The sequence below is a fragment of the Mesorhizobium sp. M0676 genome (assembly GCF_040320535.1).
In the GTDB taxonomy this organism is placed as follows: domain Bacteria; phylum Pseudomonadota; class Alphaproteobacteria; order Rhizobiales; family Rhizobiaceae; genus Mesorhizobium.
The window spans coordinates 44741-66669 of the sequence record NZ_JAMYPU010000002.1 but is presented as its reverse complement, the minus strand read 5'-3'; the positions used below and the strand labels follow the sequence as shown (position 1 = coordinate 66669).

The 21929-nt window shown below is 58.8% G+C and carries 20 protein-coding genes; 9 read left to right on the top strand and 11 right to left on the bottom strand.

Annotated elements, in window-relative coordinates:
- Positions 1-105: 105 nt before the first annotated feature.
- From NKI35_RS02340 to NKI35_RS02310, 7 genes are all read right to left on the bottom strand, one after another.
- Entirely contained in the window at positions 106-1635 is a 1530-nt protein-coding gene (locus NKI35_RS02340; RefSeq protein ID WP_352738352.1) for a glucosyltransferase domain-containing protein, read from the bottom strand.
- Between the two features lie 345 nt (positions 1636-1980).
- Positions 1981-2931, bottom strand: coding sequence for a WxcM-like domain-containing protein (locus NKI35_RS02335; protein WP_352738350.1), 951 nt, complete (start codon positions 2929-2931; stop codon positions 1981-1983).
- Positions 2928-3866 carry a glycosyltransferase family 2 protein gene (locus NKI35_RS02330; RefSeq protein ID WP_352738348.1) on the bottom strand — a complete coding sequence of 313 codons (939 nt, stop codon included), beginning with the start codon at positions 3864-3866 and terminating at the stop codon, positions 2928-2930. Before NKI35_RS02330 ends, NKI35_RS02335 begins: the two co-directional genes overlap by 4 nt.
- Entirely contained in the window at positions 3863-4969 is a 1107-nt protein-coding gene (locus NKI35_RS02325) for a DegT/DnrJ/EryC1/StrS family aminotransferase (RefSeq protein ID WP_352738346.1), read from the bottom strand. Before NKI35_RS02325 ends, NKI35_RS02330 begins: the two co-directional genes overlap by 4 nt.
- A gap of 296 nt (positions 4970-5265) precedes the next feature.
- Positions 5266-6006: an ABC transporter ATP-binding protein gene (locus NKI35_RS02320; RefSeq protein ID WP_023705491.1), complete on the bottom strand. Its 741-nt coding sequence runs from the start codon at positions 6004-6006 to the stop codon at positions 5266-5268.
- A gap of 7 nt (positions 6007-6013) precedes the next feature.
- Entirely contained in the window at positions 6014-6805 is a 792-nt protein-coding gene (locus NKI35_RS02315; protein WP_023705490.1) for an ABC transporter permease, read from the bottom strand.
- Positions 6806-7643: 838 nt separating this feature from the next.
- Entirely contained in the window at positions 7644-8567 is a 924-nt protein-coding gene (locus tag NKI35_RS02310; protein WP_023705488.1) for a class I SAM-dependent methyltransferase, read from the bottom strand.
- Between the two features lie 150 nt (positions 8568-8717).
- Here NKI35_RS02310 and NKI35_RS02305 point away from each other — a divergent pair, with 150 nt between their 5' ends.
- Both NKI35_RS02305 and NKI35_RS02300 read left to right on the top strand, forming a co-directional pair.
- The gene (locus tag NKI35_RS02305) at positions 8718-9476 is read left to right on the top strand and encodes a TylF/MycF/NovP-related O-methyltransferase (RefSeq protein ID WP_023708419.1); all 759 of its coding nucleotides are present in this window, start codon (positions 8718-8720) and stop codon (positions 9474-9476) included.
- Between the two features lie 14 nt (positions 9477-9490).
- Complete coding sequence (locus NKI35_RS02300; protein WP_352738342.1) at positions 9491-12169, top strand: class I SAM-dependent methyltransferase; 2679 nt, start codon at positions 9491-9493, stop codon at positions 12167-12169.
- Between the two features lie 182 nt (positions 12170-12351).
- On the opposite strand, the gene NKI35_RS02295 is transcribed toward NKI35_RS02300, so the two are convergent.
- Both NKI35_RS02295 and NKI35_RS02290 read right to left on the bottom strand, forming a co-directional pair.
- The gene (locus NKI35_RS02295) at positions 12352-12681 is read right to left on the bottom strand and encodes a hypothetical protein (protein WP_245261128.1); all 330 of its coding nucleotides are present in this window, start codon (positions 12679-12681) and stop codon (positions 12352-12354) included.
- Positions 12642-13223: a hypothetical protein gene (locus tag NKI35_RS02290; protein ID WP_245261129.1), complete on the bottom strand. Its 582-nt coding sequence runs from the start codon at positions 13221-13223 to the stop codon at positions 12642-12644. Before NKI35_RS02290 ends, NKI35_RS02295 begins: the two co-directional genes overlap by 40 nt.
- Positions 13224-13484: 261 nt before the next feature.
- Here NKI35_RS02290 and NKI35_RS02285 point away from each other — a divergent pair, with 261 nt between their 5' ends.
- From NKI35_RS02285 to NKI35_RS02265, 5 genes are all read left to right on the top strand, one after another.
- Entirely contained in the window at positions 13485-13649 is a 165-nt protein-coding gene (locus tag NKI35_RS02285) for a hypothetical protein (RefSeq protein ID WP_023705484.1), read from the top strand.
- A 170-nt stretch (positions 13650-13819) separates the two neighbouring features.
- Positions 13820-14575, top strand: coding sequence for a hypothetical protein (locus NKI35_RS02280; RefSeq protein WP_023709659.1), 756 nt, complete (start codon positions 13820-13822; stop codon positions 14573-14575).
- A 192-nt stretch (positions 14576-14767) separates the two neighbouring features.
- Entirely contained in the window at positions 14768-16756 is a 1989-nt protein-coding gene (locus NKI35_RS02275) for a nucleoside-diphosphate sugar epimerase/dehydratase (RefSeq protein ID WP_031196486.1), read from the top strand.
- Between the two features lie 140 nt (positions 16757-16896).
- Entirely contained in the window at positions 16897-17829 is a 933-nt protein-coding gene (locus NKI35_RS02270; RefSeq protein ID WP_023705481.1) for a glycosyltransferase family 2 protein, read from the top strand.
- A 17-nt stretch (positions 17830-17846) separates the two neighbouring features.
- Positions 17847-18386, top strand: a complete 540-nt coding sequence (locus NKI35_RS02265; protein ID WP_023705480.1) for a sugar transferase — start codon at positions 17847-17849, stop codon at positions 18384-18386.
- Here the strand turns inward: NKI35_RS02265 and NKI35_RS02260 are convergent.
- Both NKI35_RS02260 and NKI35_RS02255 read right to left on the bottom strand, forming a co-directional pair.
- Positions 18377-19327 (bottom strand): NAD-dependent epimerase/dehydratase family protein, encoded by a 951-nt coding sequence (locus NKI35_RS02260; protein ID WP_023705479.1) that lies wholly within the window; start codon positions 19325-19327, stop codon positions 18377-18379. The genes NKI35_RS02265 and NKI35_RS02260 overlap by 10 nt on opposite strands.
- Entirely contained in the window at positions 19324-20424 is a 1101-nt protein-coding gene (locus tag NKI35_RS02255; protein WP_245261130.1) for an O-antigen ligase family protein, read from the bottom strand. The genes NKI35_RS02260 and NKI35_RS02255 overlap by 4 nt, the downstream gene beginning before the upstream one ends.
- On the opposite strand from NKI35_RS02255, the gene NKI35_RS02250 reads away from it, so the two are divergent.
- Complete coding sequence (locus NKI35_RS02250; protein ID WP_245261131.1) at positions 20402-20950, top strand: hypothetical protein; 549 nt, start codon at positions 20402-20404, stop codon at positions 20948-20950. The two genes, NKI35_RS02255 and NKI35_RS02250, sit on opposite strands and share 23 nt — an antisense overlap.
- 73 nt (positions 20951-21023) lie before the next feature.
- Positions 21024-21929, top strand: coding sequence for a sulfate adenylyltransferase subunit CysD (gene cysD / locus NKI35_RS02245; protein ID WP_023705476.1), 906 nt, complete (start codon positions 21024-21026; stop codon positions 21927-21929).

Here is a 21929-nt window from a genome sequence, read left to right as displayed (position 1 = left end):
ACGTACGGGTCAAACCTGGACTAGTCGGGCGCATGTCAAGTCCGCAGCGACAAGTGCCAAACCACACTACAGGACTTTCGCGAGCAGGACCAATTGCGGCGCCCTTCAACGCTTGGCCATCCTTGTGAGGGCTTGCTGATGTGCGTAGCTAGGCGTCTGGCCGAGCCTTATCAGTGCGATGTCGTCCTTGATTTCTACACTGCCGGGAGCGGGCCACACCGGCATGGTTGAAAGACGGACGATTGTTTGGTCGACTTGATCCAGGGTCGGGCCTGTCAAATTAGAATAGCCCAGAAGTTCCATATAGGAAGCGATACGCCAAGGATTGCCACCGTCCCATTCGAAGAAGGAATAACCGACTGTCGAGCCTGGCGGCCTGGGATAGGTTGTCACAAATGGCTGGGCACCGAACACGCTTAAGGCGTAGCTGCGTTTTGCGTCGAAACCGGGCGTGGCCGACAACCTCTCGTAGAGGGCTCCCGCCAGAAGAGTATCGTGCTTGTCGACCAGATAGCTGGACGCCAGACGATAGTTCTGGATGACCTGGATCTGGAAGAGCGCCACCGCCAGCAAAATAGCCGAGGCGACACGAATCCTGTAATTCCCGCTCGTAACCGCCACATAAGAAAACAGCCACACCGCGATCGGAACCCCAACGAGACTTCTGACAGGCATGCTGCCCGCCGCGAGCAAATGAAGACCGAAGGGAACAAGCAACGAAACGAAGGCGGGTGCCGTCAACATCAGTCTTGTGCGGGGCGATTCCTCGAAAAGTACCCAGCCGCCCAGGATCAGCAAGAGAGGAATTGCCCACAACGCAACGCCATAGGTGCCCCGGTCCAGAGCGTAAGCCCCGCTCATCGCCTCCAATACGCGTCCAATGACCACAATCGGATGTTCAAACAGAAAACCCGGCTGGGAAAGCGAATCGAAATAGGCGTTACTGCCGGAGACGAACAATCTAAAAACGGCGTTGCCGGTGACGTAGAACAATATGGCGCCGGCCAGCAGAACACCGATCCGAAACAGGACTTTAGGCAGCGATTTTCCCGTGCCAGCCCTTGTCTGTAGAATTGAGATCGCGATGCCCAATACCAGAATTGCCGGCGCGAAACTCTGATAGATCGAGATCGCGAAGCCGCCTGCGGCTACTGCACCCAGGAAGGATGGGCTGAGTACAGAAACGTCACTCCTGACGATCAGCCAAAGCGCGAGCGCGGTGGCGAACAGACCAATCCCGACAGCGGCGATGTTCGAATAAAACTCGACGATGAAGAACCAGGTCGGGAAACCGCAGAAGATTGCAAAACATGCATACTCCGCGATGGAAAGCTCGCGCTTGTCGATGGCGTCCATGACGAGGAGATAGGCGGCTACGCAACCGGCACCAAAGACGGCCGGTGTCAGCAGCGGCATCACTGGGTGGGGGATGAGAAATCTCTCGATCAGATACGCGCCCCATCGCCCCTGAATGATCCAGATTGACGCATCAGTTCTGAACGCGGCGAGTTCTTCGTCGACGGAGAGCGAAAAGGAAGCCAGCTCAGAGAAATACATCGCGACAAAAATCGCGAAGAGATTGATTGCCTGCCGGATTGTGTTTGGGCGCGTCAGCATGATCTGCGGAGTATCCATCGAGAAATCAAGAAGTTGAGGATGGTCGTCGTGGCGAGGGTTACGAAGAATGCTACCGCCGTGTTTTGCAAGATTCTTTCGAGGACCTGAAGACTAACCAATCCGACTACGAACACGATTGCGATCGAGGCGCCGATTGCCAGTCTGTGAGCGAAGCCCGTACGGCCTCCGGGAAAGACACGATCTGGATAGAATACCATCGCAAAAACGAGGCCTGCCAGCCAGGCAAGCCCGTAGGAGAAACTTGAAGGGAACACTGTTAGGCCGGCGAAATATATGAGCGTGGTCAGCGCGGTGTTTAGGCCGCCGGCGACAAGAAAGCGGATAGCGTCTGCGCCCACACGATCAGCGGCCATCCTGCCCGACCGCATTGAGGAAATCTGAATAGTCCCGGATGTAATCGTCTGCATCATATTGGTGCGAGGCCATCACCAGCAGGGCCGTGTCTGGCTGAAATTTGTACTGAATCCCCCAAATTCCTGGCGGCAAATAGAGGCCGATCGAAGGTTCGGTCAATGACACCTCTTTCCTGTCACGTCCGTCATCCACGACGACCGAAAGGCGACCATGGGTTGCAATAAGGAACTGATGGCACTCGCGATGCGCATGCTCGCCTCTGACCTTGTCTGACGGCACGCCGTAGACCAGGAATGAGCGGACCGGCTTGAAGGGCAGATTCAAACCGAACTCTAGAGGAGCGAGCTCGCCGCGCAGGTCGCCAAAATGCGGTAGCCGCCAGAGTTCGCACCCCCCAATGCCAAGCGGCATTTTCTCGCCAGCTGTGCCGGGAAAGGTTTGGGTCACGATCGGCTCCACTCGCGGGCCGGTCTGGTAGCCGATGATCGTGGCGGGATTCCCGACGACAACGGCATTGGCAGGGACGTTCTTGGTCACCACGGCGCCGGCGCCGACCATCGCCTGACGACCGATGGTTATGCCTGGGAGAATTGTCGCGTTGGCGCCGATTGATGCGCCATCCTCGACGGTCGTCAGCAGAAACGTTTCGGGATATTCCTTCGAACGAGGGAATCGATCATTGGTGAAAGTCGCATTCGGGCCGACGAATATGCGATTGCCCAGGCGAAGGCCGTCCCACAATTGAACACCGCACTTTATGGTCACCTCATCGCCGATGATCACGTCGTTCTCGATGAAAACATGATCGCAAATGTTGCAATTCGAGCCGATCACGGCGCCGGGAAGGACGTGGGCGAACGCCCAGATCCGTGTTCCATCGCCGACATGCGAACTTTCGCAAATGCCGCGCTCATGCACGAAAAATGGCTTGTCGGTCATTTGGCTGTTCCGTCAACGACGCGGCTGATGATTCTGAGAGGGCGTGACTTGGTGTTTTCAACTGCCCGCCAGAGATAGCAGCCAAGAATGCCCTGAACCAGGAGACTGGCCGAACCGAAGCCCGTGATCAGCAACACCAGCGTCGTGTAACCGGCGGGATCGATATTGCCAAGCAAGCGGGCAATCACGGTAACGGTGGCAAATATCAGGCTCAAGACGCAGCCCGCGAAGCCCACCCAGAGTGTGAGCATGATCGGAAAGTCAGAGAACGAAAAGACGCTGTCCATCATGTATCGGAACCGCCGTGCCATGCCCCAGGCGCTTGTTCCGTGCTCTCGTTCGCGCCGGCGATAGGGCACGAATTGCCGCCTGAAGCCCACCCAGAACAGCTGCACCACAAGCGAGCTGTTCGGCTCTTCGATCGACAGGATCGCTTCCAGCACCGGGCGATTGCAAGCGAAGATATCCACCCCGCCGCTCGGCATGCTGGGCAGGACCAGCCTGCGGTAGGCGGCCCAGAAAGCCCTCGAGAGAAATTTAGTCAGAGGCGGATCGCTACGTCCACCTCGCTGGCCAAACACCACGTCCGCCTCATCCTTCTCCAGTTTCGAAAAGAATTCGAGGATCAGTTCCGGCGGCTCCTGCAGGTCGGCCGCCATGGCCGCAACGTGATTGCCCGATGCGTGTTCGAGGCCGGTGCGGATGGCGGTAAAAGAACCAAAATTCCGGCTATGGAAGATGATCTTGTAATCGTAGCCCGTGCTCTTCATTTCCTTGATCAGCAGAGGGCCGGATTCGTCAGGCGATCCGTCGACAACGAAGACGAACTCGATGTCGCCTTGATATCTGCAATGGAAATCGGCGACCGCCTGCAGAAGGGAAGGGATGTTCGCCTGATTTCGATAGATCGGGAAAACGATCGAGCGCGTTGTCACATTGCCTCCCATTCGCGGAGGGCCAGGCACACCTGCTCTATTTCGTCACTCGTCATGTCGGGATAGCAGGGGACGGAGCAGAGGCGGCCGACGCTGTCCCTTGAAATGGCGAGATTTTCCATTCCTTTCATCGGCAGGTTCGCCCAGCCGACCTGGTCGCAATCCAGCACGGGATAGTGAATGTCGGTATCGACGCGGTGTTCTTTCATGTACGCTCTGAATGCATCTCGATCGTCGCAGAGCGCGACGGCGAGGTGCGCGACAGCGCCGTCGCCACCCTCCAGGAATTGCAATCGATGCCCGGCGACCGATTTGTATCGGTCGAGAATGGCACGTCGCTGCCTGTTGCGGATATCCACATCGCCCAGCAAAACGTCCAGTATCGCCGCTTGAACCTCATCCATACGAGAGTTGCGGCCGTTGGGCACGCCGACATGATATTTTGAACTCCAGCCATATTGTTGCAGCTGCCGCACGTGTGCGGCGGCTGCCGCGTCGGAGGTGAGAACGGCGCCGCCGTCACCCATGGCCCCGAGATTCTTGGTTGGATAGAAGCTGAAAGTGGAGATATCGCCCAGCGAACCCGCAACGTCGCTTCCGATCCTTGCCCCGTGCGCCTGCGCGCAATCCTCCACGATTGGAATGTGCGAGAGACCAGCCTCGGCAAGTCCCGCCCTGATGGCCCGGACATCGACGACGCCGCCATAAAGGTGGGTAACGACGATTGCAGCAGTGTCTGCGTTGGCTGCTTTCAGCACCGACTGAAGGTGTACGAGCTGGCTGGTCGGTTCGATGTCGACGTAGTGCGGAATGAGGTCGTTGTGCCAGCAGGCACAGCTGGCATAGCCCCCGGCATTGGCCGGAAGGACAACTTCGCGCCCGCGCGCGCCGCCGCGCTTGAGGACCGCGGCCAATGCAAATTCGAGTGCGTCAGTACCGTTGGCCACGAGGACGCATTCCGAAACACCAATAAATCTGGAAAAATTTGCCGCAAATCGTTTGCCGACCGCGCCATCGAGCCACCATCCCGAACGCAACGTGCTCGCTACTTCACGCTCGATTTCGACTTGATAGCGCTGATACAGGCGCTTCAGGTCGTTCATCGGGACGGAGTCTTGTGTTGTCATGGTCAACTCAACTGCTCAAGCATGCTTCATTTAAGAATGTTCGCACGGCGGAACGTTTGGCAAGCTCAGTTGCCGCAGGCATGGTAAATCCAGAAGTCCGCTTGCGAGCGTGAAGGGGCACCGAAAGAAGAGGCACAACTATTGGGATTCTGACGCCGCTGCAACCGGCTTCGCATCGGTAGCGCAGGATGCGCGCCATGTTCAACAGGGCCCACGAACAGCCCCGTCTTGGCGCAAGAAAGGCAGGCCAGCGTGATGGCCGTCGAGAGTGTCTAACGCTTGGCTGTCGTTGCAGCTCTCTTTACCGGCTCTGTCGTGAGCGATTCTATCCGCCCGCTCCTGAGCGTCAATTTCTTCGTACACACACTTTGGATAAGAGCCTCGCTGTGGCTCGCGAGGACGATGATGCCGGCCTTTTCCGCCAGTTCGTCCATGCGCCTTTTGGCCTTGTCCTGAAAAGCGGCGTCGCCGGCGCCGATCCACTCGTCCATCAACAGAATCTCGGGATCAAGCGCGGTCGCTGCCGAAAAGGCCAGTCGCGCGGCCATGCCCTGGCTGTAGGCCTTGAACGGCAAATCGATGAAGTCCCCCAATTCGCTGAAGGCAATGATGTCCTCCATTTTCTCTTCGATCTCGGCTTCCGTCCATCCGCTGATCAATCCACGCAGGACGATATTTCTGCGCCCGGTTGCCTCGCGGCGAAAGCCTATGTTGATGTTGAAAAGAGCGTCGACTTTGCCTTCTATCGCGACGCTTCCCCCGGATGGCTCGTAGATCCCGTAGAGCACCTTGAGAAGGGTGGTCTTGCCGGCTCCGTTCGGGCCAACCAAGCCTAACCGGTCGCCCGCCTTGAGTTCGAAACTGACGCCGTCGAGCGCCTGCACAAACTGCTTTCTACCCGAGCCTTCGATTCTGCCGCCAGGCCCGTCCACGCGCCGGTCCGGCGCGGAAAGCGTCAGCTTCTCGTGCAGCTTGTAAACAAGGCTAACGTTGTCCAGCTTGATAGAAACCATCGAAAACTCAGATGATGAAGACGACTTGCTTGCGATAACGACCAAGCAGTAGCAATGCAATCATCCATGTAGCCAATGACACGATGATCGTTACCGTGAAAGCATGGGTGGGAAACTCTCCAGTCATGATCGGCAAACGGACGATCTCCAGAAAATAGGTGAACGGATTCCATTCGTAGGCGTATGTTTGGACGGGGTCTTGACCGTTGTACACCCAGAAAACAGGCGTGAAGAACATGCCGACCCGTAGCAAATTACCAACAATGAACTGGCTGTCGGGAAAGAAAGCTCCAAGAAACGCGAAGACGGTGATAAGAGCAGGCGTGGCGAACAAGATCAGGAGCAATCCTGCCAGTGACCACAGCCATGGAGTGCCGATCGGGGAGCCGCTCAAGACGAGAATGAACACGCAACCCGCGATCGCATAGCCTGCTCTGATGACAGACTGCAATGCCAATCGCATCACATACACGAACAAAGGCAGCGTCGTGCCTTCGATGAAGCTCTCTTCGCGTTGAAAGAGCGCCACGCTCGTGGACATTACTTCCATCAGATAGAACCATACCAGAAGGCCTATCGCGACATACGCGGAATAACCGGCGGCATCCTTGCCGACAGGCTGGAACACGAAAACGAACGTGCCCACGAAAGCGACGTAGTTGACCAGAAGCCAAAGCGGGCCGAGCGTCGTGCGCCTGTGCTGATCGCCGATGTCCTCATGGGCAAGGGCGATCCAGACCCTGTGCAACTTCATAGCCTTGCTGATGTCGTCGACGGCGCCGTTAAATACTGCAATCATCGCTGATGGTATCGCATTTTCTGTTTCTGGGCTTCATGGCTTTCCCATGGCTGTAATGGAGCCGCCAAGGATCTCTTCACACTGATTGCGACACACATATGGCAACGCGCTGCGTCGTAGTGAAGCTGCCATCGATTCGCAAAGCGAACATTCGGGATATGCAGTACGATCTCCCGTTCATTGCCAACCAGGCGGAGTTCGCCGCCGATCCAAAGTACATCACGATGTCGGGTCCGCGGTCGCTCATCCGACGAGAGTCGCAGACTGCGGGGGCAAATCGAGGAACTGGTTGATGACACATGCTTGAGGCCCACCGTTGCAGAAAGCCAGGCGCTGGTCAGCGCGCTGCGCGTCCCTATCAGGCATTCGCAATCCGTTTGACCTGCCGGACGGCAGGGGAAAAGTGCCACTCGGTCTGTCCAATGTCGAGGCTGAGGACTGGCAGACCTGCCGGTTTCCGAGGATGACGAAGGGCCCAGGGCCTACACCGAGATCGTTCGCGAATAGGGCTAAGGGTTGTTCGCGTGCAATAATGGATGACAGGCGCGATGCTGTTCGCCTCATGCGGCCGGCGTTTCCTGGTTGCCGCTCCACAAGTGTGCAGGGCTCGACGGCATCCACACCAGCAGCGGCGGTTATACCTGACATGTCGGGCGCACGGGGGGCTGGGGGTACGGGCGGAAAGGTTGCTTGTAACCTGTGCTGACTTTTCCGGCTTGGCGCTCCATCGTACACAGTGGGATGGATCGGAGCGGTACGTGCGGCGTTTCAATAATTTCGTCCATAGACACCCCGGCAAGTTGCTTCATCGTCGGCTCCAACAGCGCTCATCGCGACTTTAACTTGCGAAGCGACGTTTGATGCGATCGACCACCGCTCGTACTGGGGCGGATGCGCGCCAGGTCGTGCTGGACGTCATGGCGGCGACACGGGCTTCCGCGTCGCGGCTCGCCTTTTGCATGCGCTCAATCTCCTTGACCAGCTGCGAATTGTCCGAGCGCAGGCCCTCCAATTCGGCATGGATTTTGGGCGAGTGCACCTTGGCTATGTGAGACCATAGCTGCCGTTGCGATAGGTCCAGGAAAGTCTTGCGGTCCAATGCGTGAGGCTGGAGCCGATCCCGGACTGCAGACGCGAGCCTGCCGAGGCCAAGTACGGCCACGGTGTCAGGAAGGAATACCGTCTCGTGCGTGATGCCGAGATGGTCGAGAAAGCGCTCCGCATTGAGAATCGCGTCCGCGATCAGGTTGGCGTCGTGGAAGGCAACGACACAGTCCTGCTCCATGAGCGGCAAAACGCCGACAAAGTCCGAAAAACAGGCCGTGTCCGTGTGCTCTCCGTCGATCAGAGCGAGCGTAGCCCTGGGATCGACCGCCTCGGGACTTACGTCGGAGACGTCGCTGTCAATCGTGGTAAGTTTGGCCATTGCGGCGGGAGGAATCCAATCCGACAGCACGGCGATCATTCGGGCCGCTGAGTTTTCAGGGTAGTGAAAAACCTGTGAACGTTCGTCAGGCTGCGCCGTGGGCCGCGCATCAACCGATATCGCTGCCTCGCAGGCCGGATCAATCAGGTGCGGGAAGAGGCTTCCGCCGATATGCGAGCCGACCTCAAGGTACACATAGTGGCCGAATACCGATCGAGCGAAGTTCTGGACACGAAGGAAACTCTTGCGGTCACTGAGGGTGCTCTCGGTCTTGACCTGGAAAACGGCAATATCCAGCGTCTCGATCATGCCCATCGCTTGTTCGGCGGTTGGCATTGGGGTGGCTCCTTGGGCAATTGGTTGCGACTTGCTTGCGCGGCACTTTGGAAAGGCCGTCGCGAATTGATGGTCGTTCCGTTGCACTTTGGCCGGATATCCGCAACAGCTTATTTCGATATGGAATCGTGATGTACTGAAAGGTCGATTGTGAACCGCCTCTATACAGATCTCCTGATCAAGATCATTGCCAATACCATCTACGGCTCCGGTTCGCAGGTGATTGATCCGACGAAAGTCGGAGAGGCGACGCCCTTCAATCGCGAGGATCGCCTCCTGGGTCGCGATTGGCCGGCGATTGCTCATTCTATGGCGGGTGTGAAACGTTTGGCGAATGTGCGTGACCTCGTCCAGCGAGCCATTGATGAGAACGTGCCTGGGGATTTCATTGAGACTGGCGTCTGGCGTGGTGGCTGCTGCATCCTCATGAGGGGAGTGCTGGCCGCCAATGAGGTCAAGGACAGGAAGGTTTACGTAGCCGACTCATTCGACGGTTTGCCACCGCCAGACGCCGAGAATTTTCCAGCTGACCGGGGAGGCAGGCTGCACGAATATCGCCAGTTGGCGATTGATCAGGCACAGGTTGAATCCAACTTTGCCGCCTACGACCTTTTGGATGACCAGGTGATCTTCGTCAAAGGCCTGTTCGGTGAGACCTTGCCCAGCCTGAGGGCCGGTCCATTCGCCCTGATCCGGCTGGACGGCGATATGTATGAGTCGACGACGGACAGCCTTGAAGCGCTTTATCCGAGGCTGTCGCCCGGCGGTTTCGCGATCATAGATGACCTTGCGGTTCCGCCATGCCGGCAGGCAGTCGAGGATTACCGCGCTCGTAACCGCATCAAAGCGGAAATCCATGAGATAGACTGGACCGGCGGTTGGTGGCAGAAGCCTATTGCCGGCAACTGACCCACGGAAGCGCTATGAAACAGAACTACGTGTCCGTCGTTGTTGTCGCTTACGACATCGCCCGAGAACTGCCCCGAACCTTGCTTTCGCTCGCATCGCGCTATCAGCAACGCGTGACGACGGACGACTACGAGGTCATTGTCGTCGACAACGGATCATCACCTGCGGTTGGTGGGAGCCTGGTCGCGGAATATGGGCCGAACTTTCGCCTGCTGCGCATCGATGACGCGTCACCCTCGCCTGCGGCTGCCGTCAACCTCGGGATAAAGGAGGCGAGGGGAGACAAGATCGGCGTGATGATCGACGGCGCACGGATGGCGACGCCCGGGTTGGTGCATTTCGCTCGCATCGGGTTGGACATGGCTCCGACAGCAGTCGTGGCCGCGCCTGGCTGGTATCTTGGAAGCGACATCCAGGGGAACGCGTCCGGGAATGGCTATACCCGGGCCATCGAGGATTCGCTTTTGCGATCGATCAGATGGCCAGAAGATGGGTATCGATTGTTCGAGATCGGGACGATGGATGAGTCGTCGGTCGATCCGTGGTTCTCGCCGATAGCCGAAGCGAATGTCCTCTTCATGAGCCGGAAGGGTTGGCAGGCGATCGGCGGCATGGATGAGCGCTTCAGCTGTCCGGGCGGCGGCCTGGTCAACCTCGATACGCTCGAACGTGCGATGACGCTGTCGCAAGCACAGCTCATCCTCACTCTGGGAGAGGCTACATTTCACCAACTGCATGGCGGGGTGTCCACCAACGCAAGCGTCGACCAGCAGCGCAAGAACTGGATCGTCTGGAAGGCTGAAAGGGATGCGTTGAGGGGGGCAGGCGAGTTTACCCTTCACACCCCCTCGGCATTCGTGGGTTCGCTGCCTTCATCGCTTCTGCCGCACCTTGCCCGGGCGACAATTGCAAACCCATTCAGGGTCGCTCCAGCCACCGCCGCAGGCTTCAGGGCGCATTTGAGGCCGCCAGAAGAACGCGTGCCGGCGAACCAGACAGCGGCGACGCTGGTCGAGTTGGCCAAGGGTCAGTTTCAGTCGGGGCACTATCAGACGGCGGCAGACATCCTTCGCATGGCAAGCACGCATGCACCCGCCGAGCTTGCTGCGTCGCGACTTCTTTCTTCTGCCGGCATTCTTGCCCGACACGATCCAGTTCGAAACGCCGCCTATTTTACTGGGATCGGTGATGCGTACTTTGCCATCGGCGACAACGAAAGGGCTGAAGTCCAATACCGCAAAGCATTGGACCTCAACCCGGATACTGTGGGGGGCCATGTCGGCCTGGCCAGCACACGGATGGCCGGGCCTTTCTATTACGACTGGCTGGAGCGTCTTTACTCGGAGCTGGAACCCACTGTCGTGGTAGAGATAGGCGTCTGTGACGGCGTATCGCTCTCCAAGATCAAGCCTCCGGCTCTTGCAATCGGGATCGATCCCAATCCACGCGCCACGATGGCACTCAGCGCAGAAACGCACATTTTTCCAGAGACGAGTGACACCTTTTTTGATCGCGGCGGAGCGGATGCATTGCTAGCCGGCCGCCCGTTGGGTGTAGGGTTCATTGACGGTCTTCACACGTTCGACCAGGCATTGCGCGATTTTGCGAACCTCGAACACTACTGCGACCCTGGCTCGGTTTTGCTCGTGCACGACACTGTTCCCCTGGACGACACGACGCAAAAGGTTCCGCCGACAACGCAATTCCACACCGGCGATGTCTGGAAAATGGTTCCGGCGCTCAAGGCGCTTCGCCCTGATCTCGACGTGTTTACCATTGCAACGCCTTGGACCGGGCTCACCGTGGTATCCGGCTTTGGCAAGCTTAGATACGATCCTTCGTGGATTGTCCAAGCGGGAGAACGCTTTGCAAACATGGAATACACCGAGATCGCGGCAAATCTTGGGGAAGCGCTTTGCCTGGTTGCAAACGAATGGGAGCCGGTGTTTGCGCGGCTCAGGACCAACCTCGTCCATAAAAGGAGGAGACAGCCACAATCAGAGCAACTGGCGGTGGCAAAGTCCGACGCCAAGGAGGCTACGATGGGCGGGTTCTTGCATCAGTACTTTTTGAACAACAGCGGCAAAGAGATCTACAAATGGCTGCACTATTTCGACGTTTACGAACGTCACTTCGAAAGGTTCAGAAATCGAAGGCCGGTCGTCGTTGAAGTCGGCGTCTATAAGGGAGGATCACTCGAGATGTGGCGAGCCTATTTCGGCGAGGGCGCGCGAATTGTTGGAATCGATATCGATCCTGCATGCAAGGCGCACGAGTCCGGAGGCGTGGAGGTCTTCGTTGGAAGCCAGGATGACGCTCAACTCCTCGATCGGATCGTCGAGAAGTATGGTTCCATCGACATCGTCATCGATGACGGCAGTCACATGATGGATCATGTCATCGCGACATTTGAGCATCTCTACCATCATGTGCAGCCGAACGGCGTTTACTTGGTCGAGGACACGCATACGAGCTATTGGGAGGACTATGGTGGCGGGCTCCGCAGGCCCGGGTCGTTCATGGAATTTGCCAAGGGAAAGCTCGACGAAATCAACGCTCATCACGCGCGCGGCGCAATGCCGGCGAACGCCTTCACCCATGCAACAGACTCGATCTGTGTCTATGACAGTATTGTCGTCTTTGAAAAACGGCCGCAGGGCAAACGTCAGTCTCTCATGACAGGACAGGGGTAGGTCGAGTTCCGGCCATGCTGGTGTTCCCTCGGTTCTCACGTCGCCACGCCAATTTATCGATTCTGGCTTCGCGTTTTCGAGGGTCACTTCCCGAGAGCGCAAGGTTAGAACTTCTCATACCACCGCCGAAGCCGCCAGTCCTCTGCTGATCGCCCAGATGAAGCGTTCGCGCGCGACCAAATTCAATCTCTCCTGCGAGCCCAAAGAAGGATTTTTCGGATGAACAGAGGGATCATGCGGTTGTAGAATCGCTTTATCTCGGTCACAAAATTTGCCAGGACTGAAACTTCTTTGTCAATTGCGCGCAGCATGGTTTGGCTGGTTTCAGCGATGGCAGCGCGCGAATTGGATTCGCCGAGCATGATCTGGCGACTTTTGGCAATTTCAAGTTCGATCGACCCGACCTGCTCGCCCAGTTTCGTTAAAGAGGCGGCATTACCCTTCAGAATTTCGGTATTTGATTGCAACATCATCAGAAGCGCAGTTGGCTCTGGCGAATCTGGGCCATCCATGCAGCTCCTTTACAATGTGAAACCATCGCCTGCGCTGATGCTAAGATACCAATCTCTTCAATCCAAGAGGCGGTCGCGAGGAATCGCGCGTCAAAGTTCGGTGCCTCGTCGGTTTGCATGGCCTGACTATAGATTCGAAGATGTTCCTCTACGAAATGCGCATCTCCCGCCACCCTTCGAAAATACGCAGAAACCGCTGCGGCATGGCCTGCATCGAATCTGGAGATCGCATCCATTAGATTCTCGACTGTCATGGGTTTGGCCAAAACACCGACGCCAAGATTCATTCGGCGCCACGCCTGCATGTTTGCGGTGTTGAGCAACCCCGCAAAGCCGCGTGCGTCGCAGACGACAACGGCACATCCCACTGCCGCCGCCTCGATTGCCATGCGGGCGGTCGCAAACACGATATCATAGCCAAGCAAATCCTGTTCGAGCTGATGCGAAAATCGGCCTGTGGCAGGCCCCAGTCCATCTAGCTCGATGCCATTTTTGGCGCAGGCCTGACGAACCGCCGCTTGGTGATCGAAGTTCTTCGTCAACAACAGCCCTCTTGCGGGCCGCGCAGGCAGTTGCGGGCGTTGTTTGAAGCGATTGAGATCAACCGCATTGTAGACGAGGCTTAGTTGGTCAGCGGGAATCCCCCTCGAAAGGCACTTAAGCCTACACGCTTCGTCTACGGCTATCCAATGGCGTATTTGAGGATGAAGAATAGGTGCTTCGACCTCATAGAAGGTACTTGTGGCATGAAAATACGGCAGGCACGTCCGGAAACCTGTCAGACAGCGTGTCAGGTGTTGGGCATGGACTACATCGGGCTTTTCGACGATTTCGGCAATCCGGTCTACAACATGATGCCCCCGCTGGCGCATTCTAAATGCCATATCGCCAAGAGTTGGGGCCAGCAGCATGGTATGATGCCCGCCACTGCGGAGCCCGTCAGCAAGCAATTCAACAACCGCTTCTGACCCGCTATTGCGGGATAGGGACAGATTGGTGATAAGAACCCGCAACGGCGTTCCTTGCTTGTTTCGCAACGTGCCTGCAAACGAGCGACAGGCACAAGAGCTATTGGAAGCGTCTTAGTTTGAAGCCGTTTTCCAAACAAGCTCTGCAAAATCTCGGAGGGAGCCATTGATTGTCTGAAAAGCTGGAAAATGTCTTGGTTCTCGCCCATCCGGGACATGAACTCAGGGTTTACCATTGGCTCGAGTGCGCACAACCCAGAGTCTACCTTCTGACAGACGGATCGGGCGGTCGCCAAACGGCGCGTACGCAGTACTCGCGCCACCTTGTGAAAGCTGCGGGCGCGACGCCGGGCGCAGTATTCGGCGATATTCCCGATGCCGTCTGGTACGAAGCTCTGCTGGCTGGAGAAACTGACTTCTTTGTTGATGTGCTGACGAAAATCGCCACCGATTTGGCAGGCGCGAAAAACGTTCAATTCGTGTCGGACGCGGTCGATGGCTACAACCCGATACATGACCTAGCCTATGCCTATGGACAGGCTCTCGCCGGAGCGCTGAAAAGGACAGCGAAAGTGGCACAGCACCTTTGCTCCGCAGCGGTTCCAAACGTGGCGGGACCTATTGGACTGGAAATTCAACTCGACCACGCTGCCCGAGCGAGAAAAATGGCCGCCGTCGAGAGCTATTCCCCGCTCGCCGATGAGGCCCATAGAATAGTCGAACGGGACCCCCAATGTTTCGACAGGGAACGTCTCATTTCCCAGCATTTTGATTGGGAGGGCTCATGGGCACCAGAATGGGAAGTGATTGGCAAAGAGCGGGTCGCCGCTGGCATCTACCGCAGATGCATTACTTATAAGGACAATGTACAGCCTATTGCCAAGCGCCTGAAGTTTGAAGGTACTCGCATCTTGCACGCGGGATGATCTAGCCGGAAGCAGCGCCTTAACCACACGCACATCCAAAAAACCGCTGGCGATGCCCTCAACTCCGCGCTATGCGATACAGGGCGGCGGGCGGAGGATTTGGCACATTAAGACACGTGGTCGGTGACGGATGACAGTCAATCTGGCGCCACTTTATGCATAGTCCTTGCGCCTGGAGTTCAGTACCACCCAATGACATCCTATGTAGAGGTCGTGTCCGGACTTCGGCCGAAGATGCGGCGCGCCATTATAATGATCCAGGACCTGGTCATGGTCCTGGTCGCGGTGGCGCTGAGTCTGGGGCTTTCGCAGTCGAGACTTTCATTCGACGCGCTCTCCACGGCCGGCCTGGCGTGCTGGGCAAGTATTGTTTTTCTCAGCCATATGCTGTTTCGCTATTGCGGCCTCTACAACACCGTGTGGCGTTTCGCCTCCACGCCGGACTTCTTCAACATCCTGAAGAGCTGCGCCATCCTGACCGTCACGCTCTATGTCGTCTCGCTGGCGGTTCGATCGTTTCAGCCGGTGACCGGCCTCAACGAGCGCCAGTTCATCGTCTTTTTCCTCGTCTCCTTCACCATCATATCGGCGCCTCGGCTCTATTACCGGTTCCTGCGCGACGGGGCGAGCTGGCGGATCCTGAGCCGCAACGCAAACAATGTGGCGATCAAGCAGGCGCTGTTCGTCGGCAGGCTCGGCGAAGCAGACGTCATAATCCGGTTCACGCGCACGGCAGAGCCGGCCGAATATTCCATCGCCGGGATCATGGCCATCGAGAACGGCGCGCCTTTGGGCACGCAGATCCACGGCGTTCCGGTGGTGGCCGTGCGCCCCCGCCTGGTCGAGGTCCTCGAAGAATATGCAAGAGGCACCAAAAGCCTCGACATGCTGATTTTCGGCAAAGGCGCCGAGCGCGAGATCGAAGAATTTTCGGAACTGGTTCGCATCGCCCGTCATAGCGGCATCGCCGTCGTCCAGTTCTCCGGCGTCTCGGAGCTCGGGCAGCGCGGAAAGCTGGTTCTCGATGCCGTCGAGATGGAAACCATCCTGCGCCGCTCAACGGTTCCATCCGACATTGAGCGCATTGGCGGCTTCCTCAACGGCAAGCGCGTCCTGGTCACCGGCGGCGCCGGCTCAATCGGTCGCATCCTGGTCAAGCGGTCGCTGGAACTTGGCGCCGAGGCGGTTCTGGTCGCCGATATCTCGGAGTTCGGTATTTTCCAGCTCGACCAGCAGGTTGACGAAAAGGACCATGTCCGGCTCAAGAGCCGCATCGTCGATGTCACAGACCGGCGCCAGATCACCCGCGTCGTCAGCGATTTCAAGCCCGACATCATCTTCCATGCCGCCGCGCTCAAACATGTGCCGCTGCTCGAGGAAAATTGGGAATCGGCGATCCAGACCAACATTTTGGGCACCCTCGTCTGCGCCGAGGTTGCCGCCAAATGCGGGGTGCCGCAGTTCCTGCTGATTTCCAGCGACAAGGCGGTCGATCCGACCTCGGTGCTCGGCATGACGAAACGCGCCGCCGAGCAGATCGTCTCTTCGCTGCACGAAACGCACGCCACCGGGCCTAGCGGCCGTCGCTCCGGCACCAAGTTCATCGCCGTGCGGTTCGGCAATGTCTTCGGCTCCAATGGCTCGGTCGCCACCATCTTCCAGGCGCAGATCGAGGCCGGCGGTCCGGTCACCATCACCGATCGCCGCATGACCCGCTACTTCATGACGGTGGCCGAAGCCGTCGACCTCGTCATCATGTCGGCGGCCGACGCCGAGCGGCGCCAGGGCAAGGACGACTACGCCATCTACATGCTCGACATGGGCAAGCCGGTGCCGATCCTCGAAGTCGCTGAAACCATGATCCGCATGGCCGGCAAAAGCCCCTACACCGACATTCCGATCCGTTTCACCGGGATCAGGCCGGGCGAGAAGCTTCACGAGGTGCTGCATGGCGGCAATGAGGAGATCGTCGCGCTGGATATCCCCAAGATCTTCGGCCTCAGAACCGATGTCGTGGGATGGCCCAAGGTCCAGGCGGCGCTGACATCGCTGCAGGCGGCCATGCGCGATCAGGACAAGGCCTCGGCGCTCGCCGTCATGGCCGCCCTCTATCAGGCGGAAGAGCCTCCAAGTGACGCACGCCGGGAAACCGTTGCGAAAACAGTCGGGCAAGCTGGTTAGAGCAATTCCAGGAAAAAGTGTGGAGCGGTTTTCCCGTCCGGGATTGCGTCAAAACAAAGAGCCTGTCCTGATCGACCGGGATTGGCTATTGAAACCGATCCGATGGCCGTTCCCAGGCGTTTGCAGATGATTTTGAACCAGTGAGCAGACAAGATCAGCGCGTGGCCGTGCTGCTGGGCACGAAAGATGGCGCGGCTTTCCTTGACGAGCAGCTCGCGTCGCTGGCTGCGCAATCGCATCCTGTTGTCGACCTCTGGGTTTCCGACGACGGTTCGACAGACGGCACTTCGGCCATTATCGGCGCCTGGCAGAGCCGCTGGTCCAAGGGCCGGTTGACCCTGTCGAATGGTCCTCGCCAGGGCTTTGCCGCCAATTTCCGCGCGATGATCATCGATCCGCGCATCGAGGCCGACTACTACGCCTTCTGCGACCAGGATGACATCTGGGAGCCGGATAGGTTGGAGAGCGCTATTGCCTGGATGCAAGGGCACGATGCCGCAACGCCGCTGCTGTTTTGCTCCAGGACCGCGACCATGTCCGAAACCGGAGCGGCGCAAGGGTATTCGCCGCTGTTCCAGCATCCACCCGCATTTCGCAATGCGCTTGTGCAAAGCATTGCCGGCGGCAACACGATGATGATCAACCGCGCCGCGCGAAAGTTGCTGGCAAAGGCATCGGCAAGGACCGAGTTCGTCAGCCATGACTGGTGGACCTATCTGATCGTCACGGCTGCCGGCGGCATTGTTCGCTATGACCCGCGACCGCTGGTGCGCTACCGCCAGCATGAGGCAAACCTGGTCGGCGCCAACGTGTCGTGGAAGGCGAGGCTGTCGCGGCTGGGGCGCCTCTTCAGGGGCGAGTTCGCCGTCTGGACCGATCACAATCTGAGTGGCCTGGCGGTCAATCGCGACATCCTCTCGAGGGATGCCGCCGCCTGTCTCGGCCTGTTCATCAGGGCACGAAAGGGCGGTATCTTGCGACGCCTGCGCCTTCTCAGAAAAAGCGGCGTCTACCGGCAGACGCTGGCTGGGACGCTTGGGCTCTATCTGGCCTTCATCTGGCGGCGGATCTAGAGCATGCAGACACGGCCATGAGGGAACCCAAGCGAGCTTTCGACCTGGCGGTGGCGGCGCTGCTGCTGCCACTGGCCTCGCCTTTCATCCTGCTTGCCATGCTGGCAATCAGGACGACGTCGCCTGGACCGGCACTCTTCTCTCAAACCCGTGTCGGCCAGCACGGGGTGCCGTTTGCCTGCCACAAGCTGCGCACGATGGTTGTGGGAACGCCGTCTCTGCCCTCGCATCAGGCGCCGGCAATTTCCGTCACTGCCGTCGGCAAGGTGCTGCGGAAATTCAAGATCGACGAGCTGCCGCAGCTCTGGAACGTGCTCAAGGGCGAGATGAGCCTGGTCGGACCGCGGCCGTGCCTGCCCACGCAGACGGAATTGGTCGAACGCCGCAGGCAATTGGGTGTGCTTGCGGCGCTTCCGGGCATTACCGGGCTCGCGCAGATGAAAGGCATCGACATGTCCGACCCAAAGCTCTGCGCCGAAACCGATGCCGAGTATTTAAAGTCGGCATCGGTGGGCCTCGATGTCCGCATTCTCATAGGCACGATTTTCTACCGCTGAACGGCACCCGATTTGTAGCGGCGTGCGAGCTCGGTCAGCTGTTCGAGCGAATCGGTCTGTGGCGCCCAGCCTTCGGATACCAGCACGGACGGATCGCAAATTTGGGTCGCGGTCATCGCCTCCCATGCCGTGCGTTTGCCGATCAAGGTCAGTGCTGTCCGCACCAGGCCGCCGGGCACTCTGGACAGCTTCAACGAGTAGCCATAACCGTCCCGGAAGGCCATGATGATGGATGAGACCGGGAGGGGCGGGAGGTCGCAGGCGACGTAGGCCCGGCGAACCGACTGCGGACGGCTGAACAGATAAACAGCGGTTCGCGCCGCACTCTCGCATGACATCAATGATCGGAGGCCGCTGAAGGTCGCCGCCGGCAGCGACAAGGCTATAGGCATGCCGCTCAGCCGCATCAGGTACGCCAGGTTTCCCTTCATGCCTTCGCCATAGACCGGCGGCAGGCGCAACGTCGTGGCGTCGGAGGGCCTGGAGGCATAGGCTTCGAGCATCCTGATCTCGCCTTCGCGTTTCGAGCGCCCATAGGCGCATTGCGGGGCTGCTGGCGTCGCTTCACTGATGGTTCCGCTGAAACCGGGACCGGCCACCGCCCGGATCGATGACAGATAGACGAAGCGCCCGCTTGTCCGCCAGGCGGCCGCGCGCGCCAGCTGGGCGGTCAGTGTCGCGTTGGCGGCCATGAAGTCGGCTTCGCTCGCCTTGCGGTCATTGTTGAGCGCCGCACAGTGGACGACATGGGTGACATCTCGCATCAGCGCCTGGAATGCCTGGGCCGGCGCGTCGAAGTCCGGCAACAAAACCGCATCGCTCACGGGATCGAGCCGTTCCGGGTGGCGCGATGCCATGCGCACCCCGAACCCGGCTTCGCGAAGCTGGTTGACCACCTGCCTGCCGATGAAACCCGTCGCGCCTGTGACCAGCACTTTCACGGCCGGCTTGCCTGGGGCGCCGGGGCCGGTTGTTCCGGCAGCATTTGTTGCCGGCCCGATGCAAGATAGGTCCCGGACACCAGAAACACCATCAGTGTGGCATCGAGGATGTCGTGGCCGACCAGGATGCCGGTCAGGCCGCCGATGAGATAGGTGATCGCAGTGACGACAATCATCGTGGCGCCGAACCGCTCGATCGCGTCCGCGCTGGTGCGCAGCACGATGGCCGCGTTTCTCGCGGCAACGACGAACACAGCCGCGAGCGTTACGGCTCCAAGCAGGCCGGCCTCCACCAATGCGGTCAGGAAGCCATTGTGGAAATGGCTGAAGCCCGTCGACGGCATGTTGAACTGATTGTGGAACCCATCCTTTATCAGCTCGCGGCTTGCGGCAATGCCGTGGCCGAAAATCGGCATGTCGTGGAAGGCGCTCAGGCCAATCTGCCAAAGTGCGGCGCGCAAGCCGAGCGCGGTCGTGTGGTCGCCCTTCGTGGCGAGCGCATCCCAGTCGCTGAACAGGAAGGCCGCGCGCTCGGAAATGATGGGGAGACCGATGACAGCGATGACGATGCCGGTCGCCCCCGCAATCAGCAAAAGCCGAATGGCGTTTCTGTTGTTGAGCTTGCGACGGTTGATCAGCAGGACCGCGATGCCGGCCACCAGCATCGCCAGCCAGATTATCCGAGATCCCGAATAGACAATGGCGACCGCGCCGGCCAGTGTCGCGCAGGCCAGCAACGTCCTGTTCTTTTCTACACCCGATAAAGCGCCTGCCAGGCACATCATCATGCTGAGGCAGGCGACGGTCGCGAACACGATCGGATTGCCGGCGCCGCCTTCGGCCCGTATGCCCAGCCCGTGATATTGCACGACCGCCAGCAGCACGGCGCCAAAACAGGCGGCGGCGCTCGCCAGCACGACGATGCGCGTCAGCGTGGTTTTCTCGGTAATGCTCCAGGTCGCGTATGAGACAGGGAAAAACAGGAAGGTGATCAGCCCTGCCAGATGCGGCGCATCCCTGGCGATCGAATTGTTGACGATGGAGGCGAGCACGCTGGCTGCGCAATAGGCATAGATGGCCACCGTCATCACGGTCATCGGCCGGTCAATGTTGAAACGCCGTCTTTTCAACGCAAGCAGAAGCACCGACCACAGGCCGCCGCCATTGAACAAAAAGCTGACCGCCGATCCCAGCACCGGCGGGAAAAAGAAGCACAGAATGGAGAAGGTGATGTTGATCCGTGACGGCGAAACGTGCTGCTTGATGGCGGAGATCGGGGTCAATGCTCTGGTTCACAATGCGCTGGGTCGCGTGGCGACGGACAATGTTTGGCGCGGCATTTGCGGCATGCCGCCCGGCGCAGGTTCAGGAGCCGGTATAGCGGCTGGGTGCGGTTTTCGAAAGTGCGACGAGGTCGGGCCGGCGTTTCTTTCGGTCCAGGCAAGATTTTTCCCGGCCTTTGAAGGCTATCGCTCCGTCGGGCAGGAATTTCCCGATTCTGGGCTTTTCATGGAAAATTCGTTGCCGATCGGTGTGGCCGCCGGCCTTTCCAGCGTTGTTATATCAGGTGGCGATCTGCTAGAACGCCGGCACGAACCGATAGTGTCCAGCAGTGAAGCTTGAACCGGGCGGCTGAAAAGGACGCCCGATCCATCTGATGCAAGGTCTGGATTGCACGAGAGAACGCTCACAGTCCATGAACATCGCGCTTACGCATCTGCAGCGGCTCGAGGCCGAGTCCATCCACATCTTCCGTGAGGTTGCGGCCTCCTTCTCCAAGCCGGTGATGCTCTATTCCGTCGGCAAGGATTCCTCCGTGCTGATGCATCTGGCGATGAAGGCCTTCTATCCGGCCAAGCCGCCTTTCCCCTTCCTGCATGTCGACACCACCTGGAAGTTCCGCGAGATGATCGCCTTTCGCGACCAGATGGCGCAGAAGCTCGGCTTCGACCTGCTGGTCCACGTCAATGAAGACGGCGTGCGCGACGGTATCAACCCCTTTGACCATGGCTCGAACACCCACACCCATGTGATGAAGACGGTGGCGTTGCGCCAGGCGCTCGACAAATACGGCTTTGACGCTGCCTTCGGCGGGGCGCGGCGCGACGAGGAGAAGTCGCGCGCCAAGGAGCGCATCTTTTCCTTCCGCAACGCCCAGCATGTCTGGGACCCGAAGAACCAGCGGCCGGAGATGTGGAAGATCTTCAACACCCGCATCGCGCCGGGCGAATCGATCCGCGTGTTTCCGCTGTCGAATTGGACCGAGCTCGATATCTGGCAGTACATTCTGCAGGAAAACATCCCGATCGTGCCGCTCTATTTCGCCAAGGAGCGGCCGGTGGTCGAACGCGACGGCATGCTGATCATGAAGGATGACGATCGCATGCAATTGCGCCCCGATGAGACGGTGGAGAACCGCCTGGTCCGTTTCCGCACGCTTGGCTGTTATCCGCTGACCGGCGCCATCGAATCCGACGCCGACACGCTCGAAGCCATCGTCGGCGAGATGCTGACGGCGCGCACCTCCGAGCGCCAGGGCCGCCTCATCGACCGCGATGAAGCCGGCTCGATGGAAAAGAAGAAGCGCGAGGGGTATTTCTGA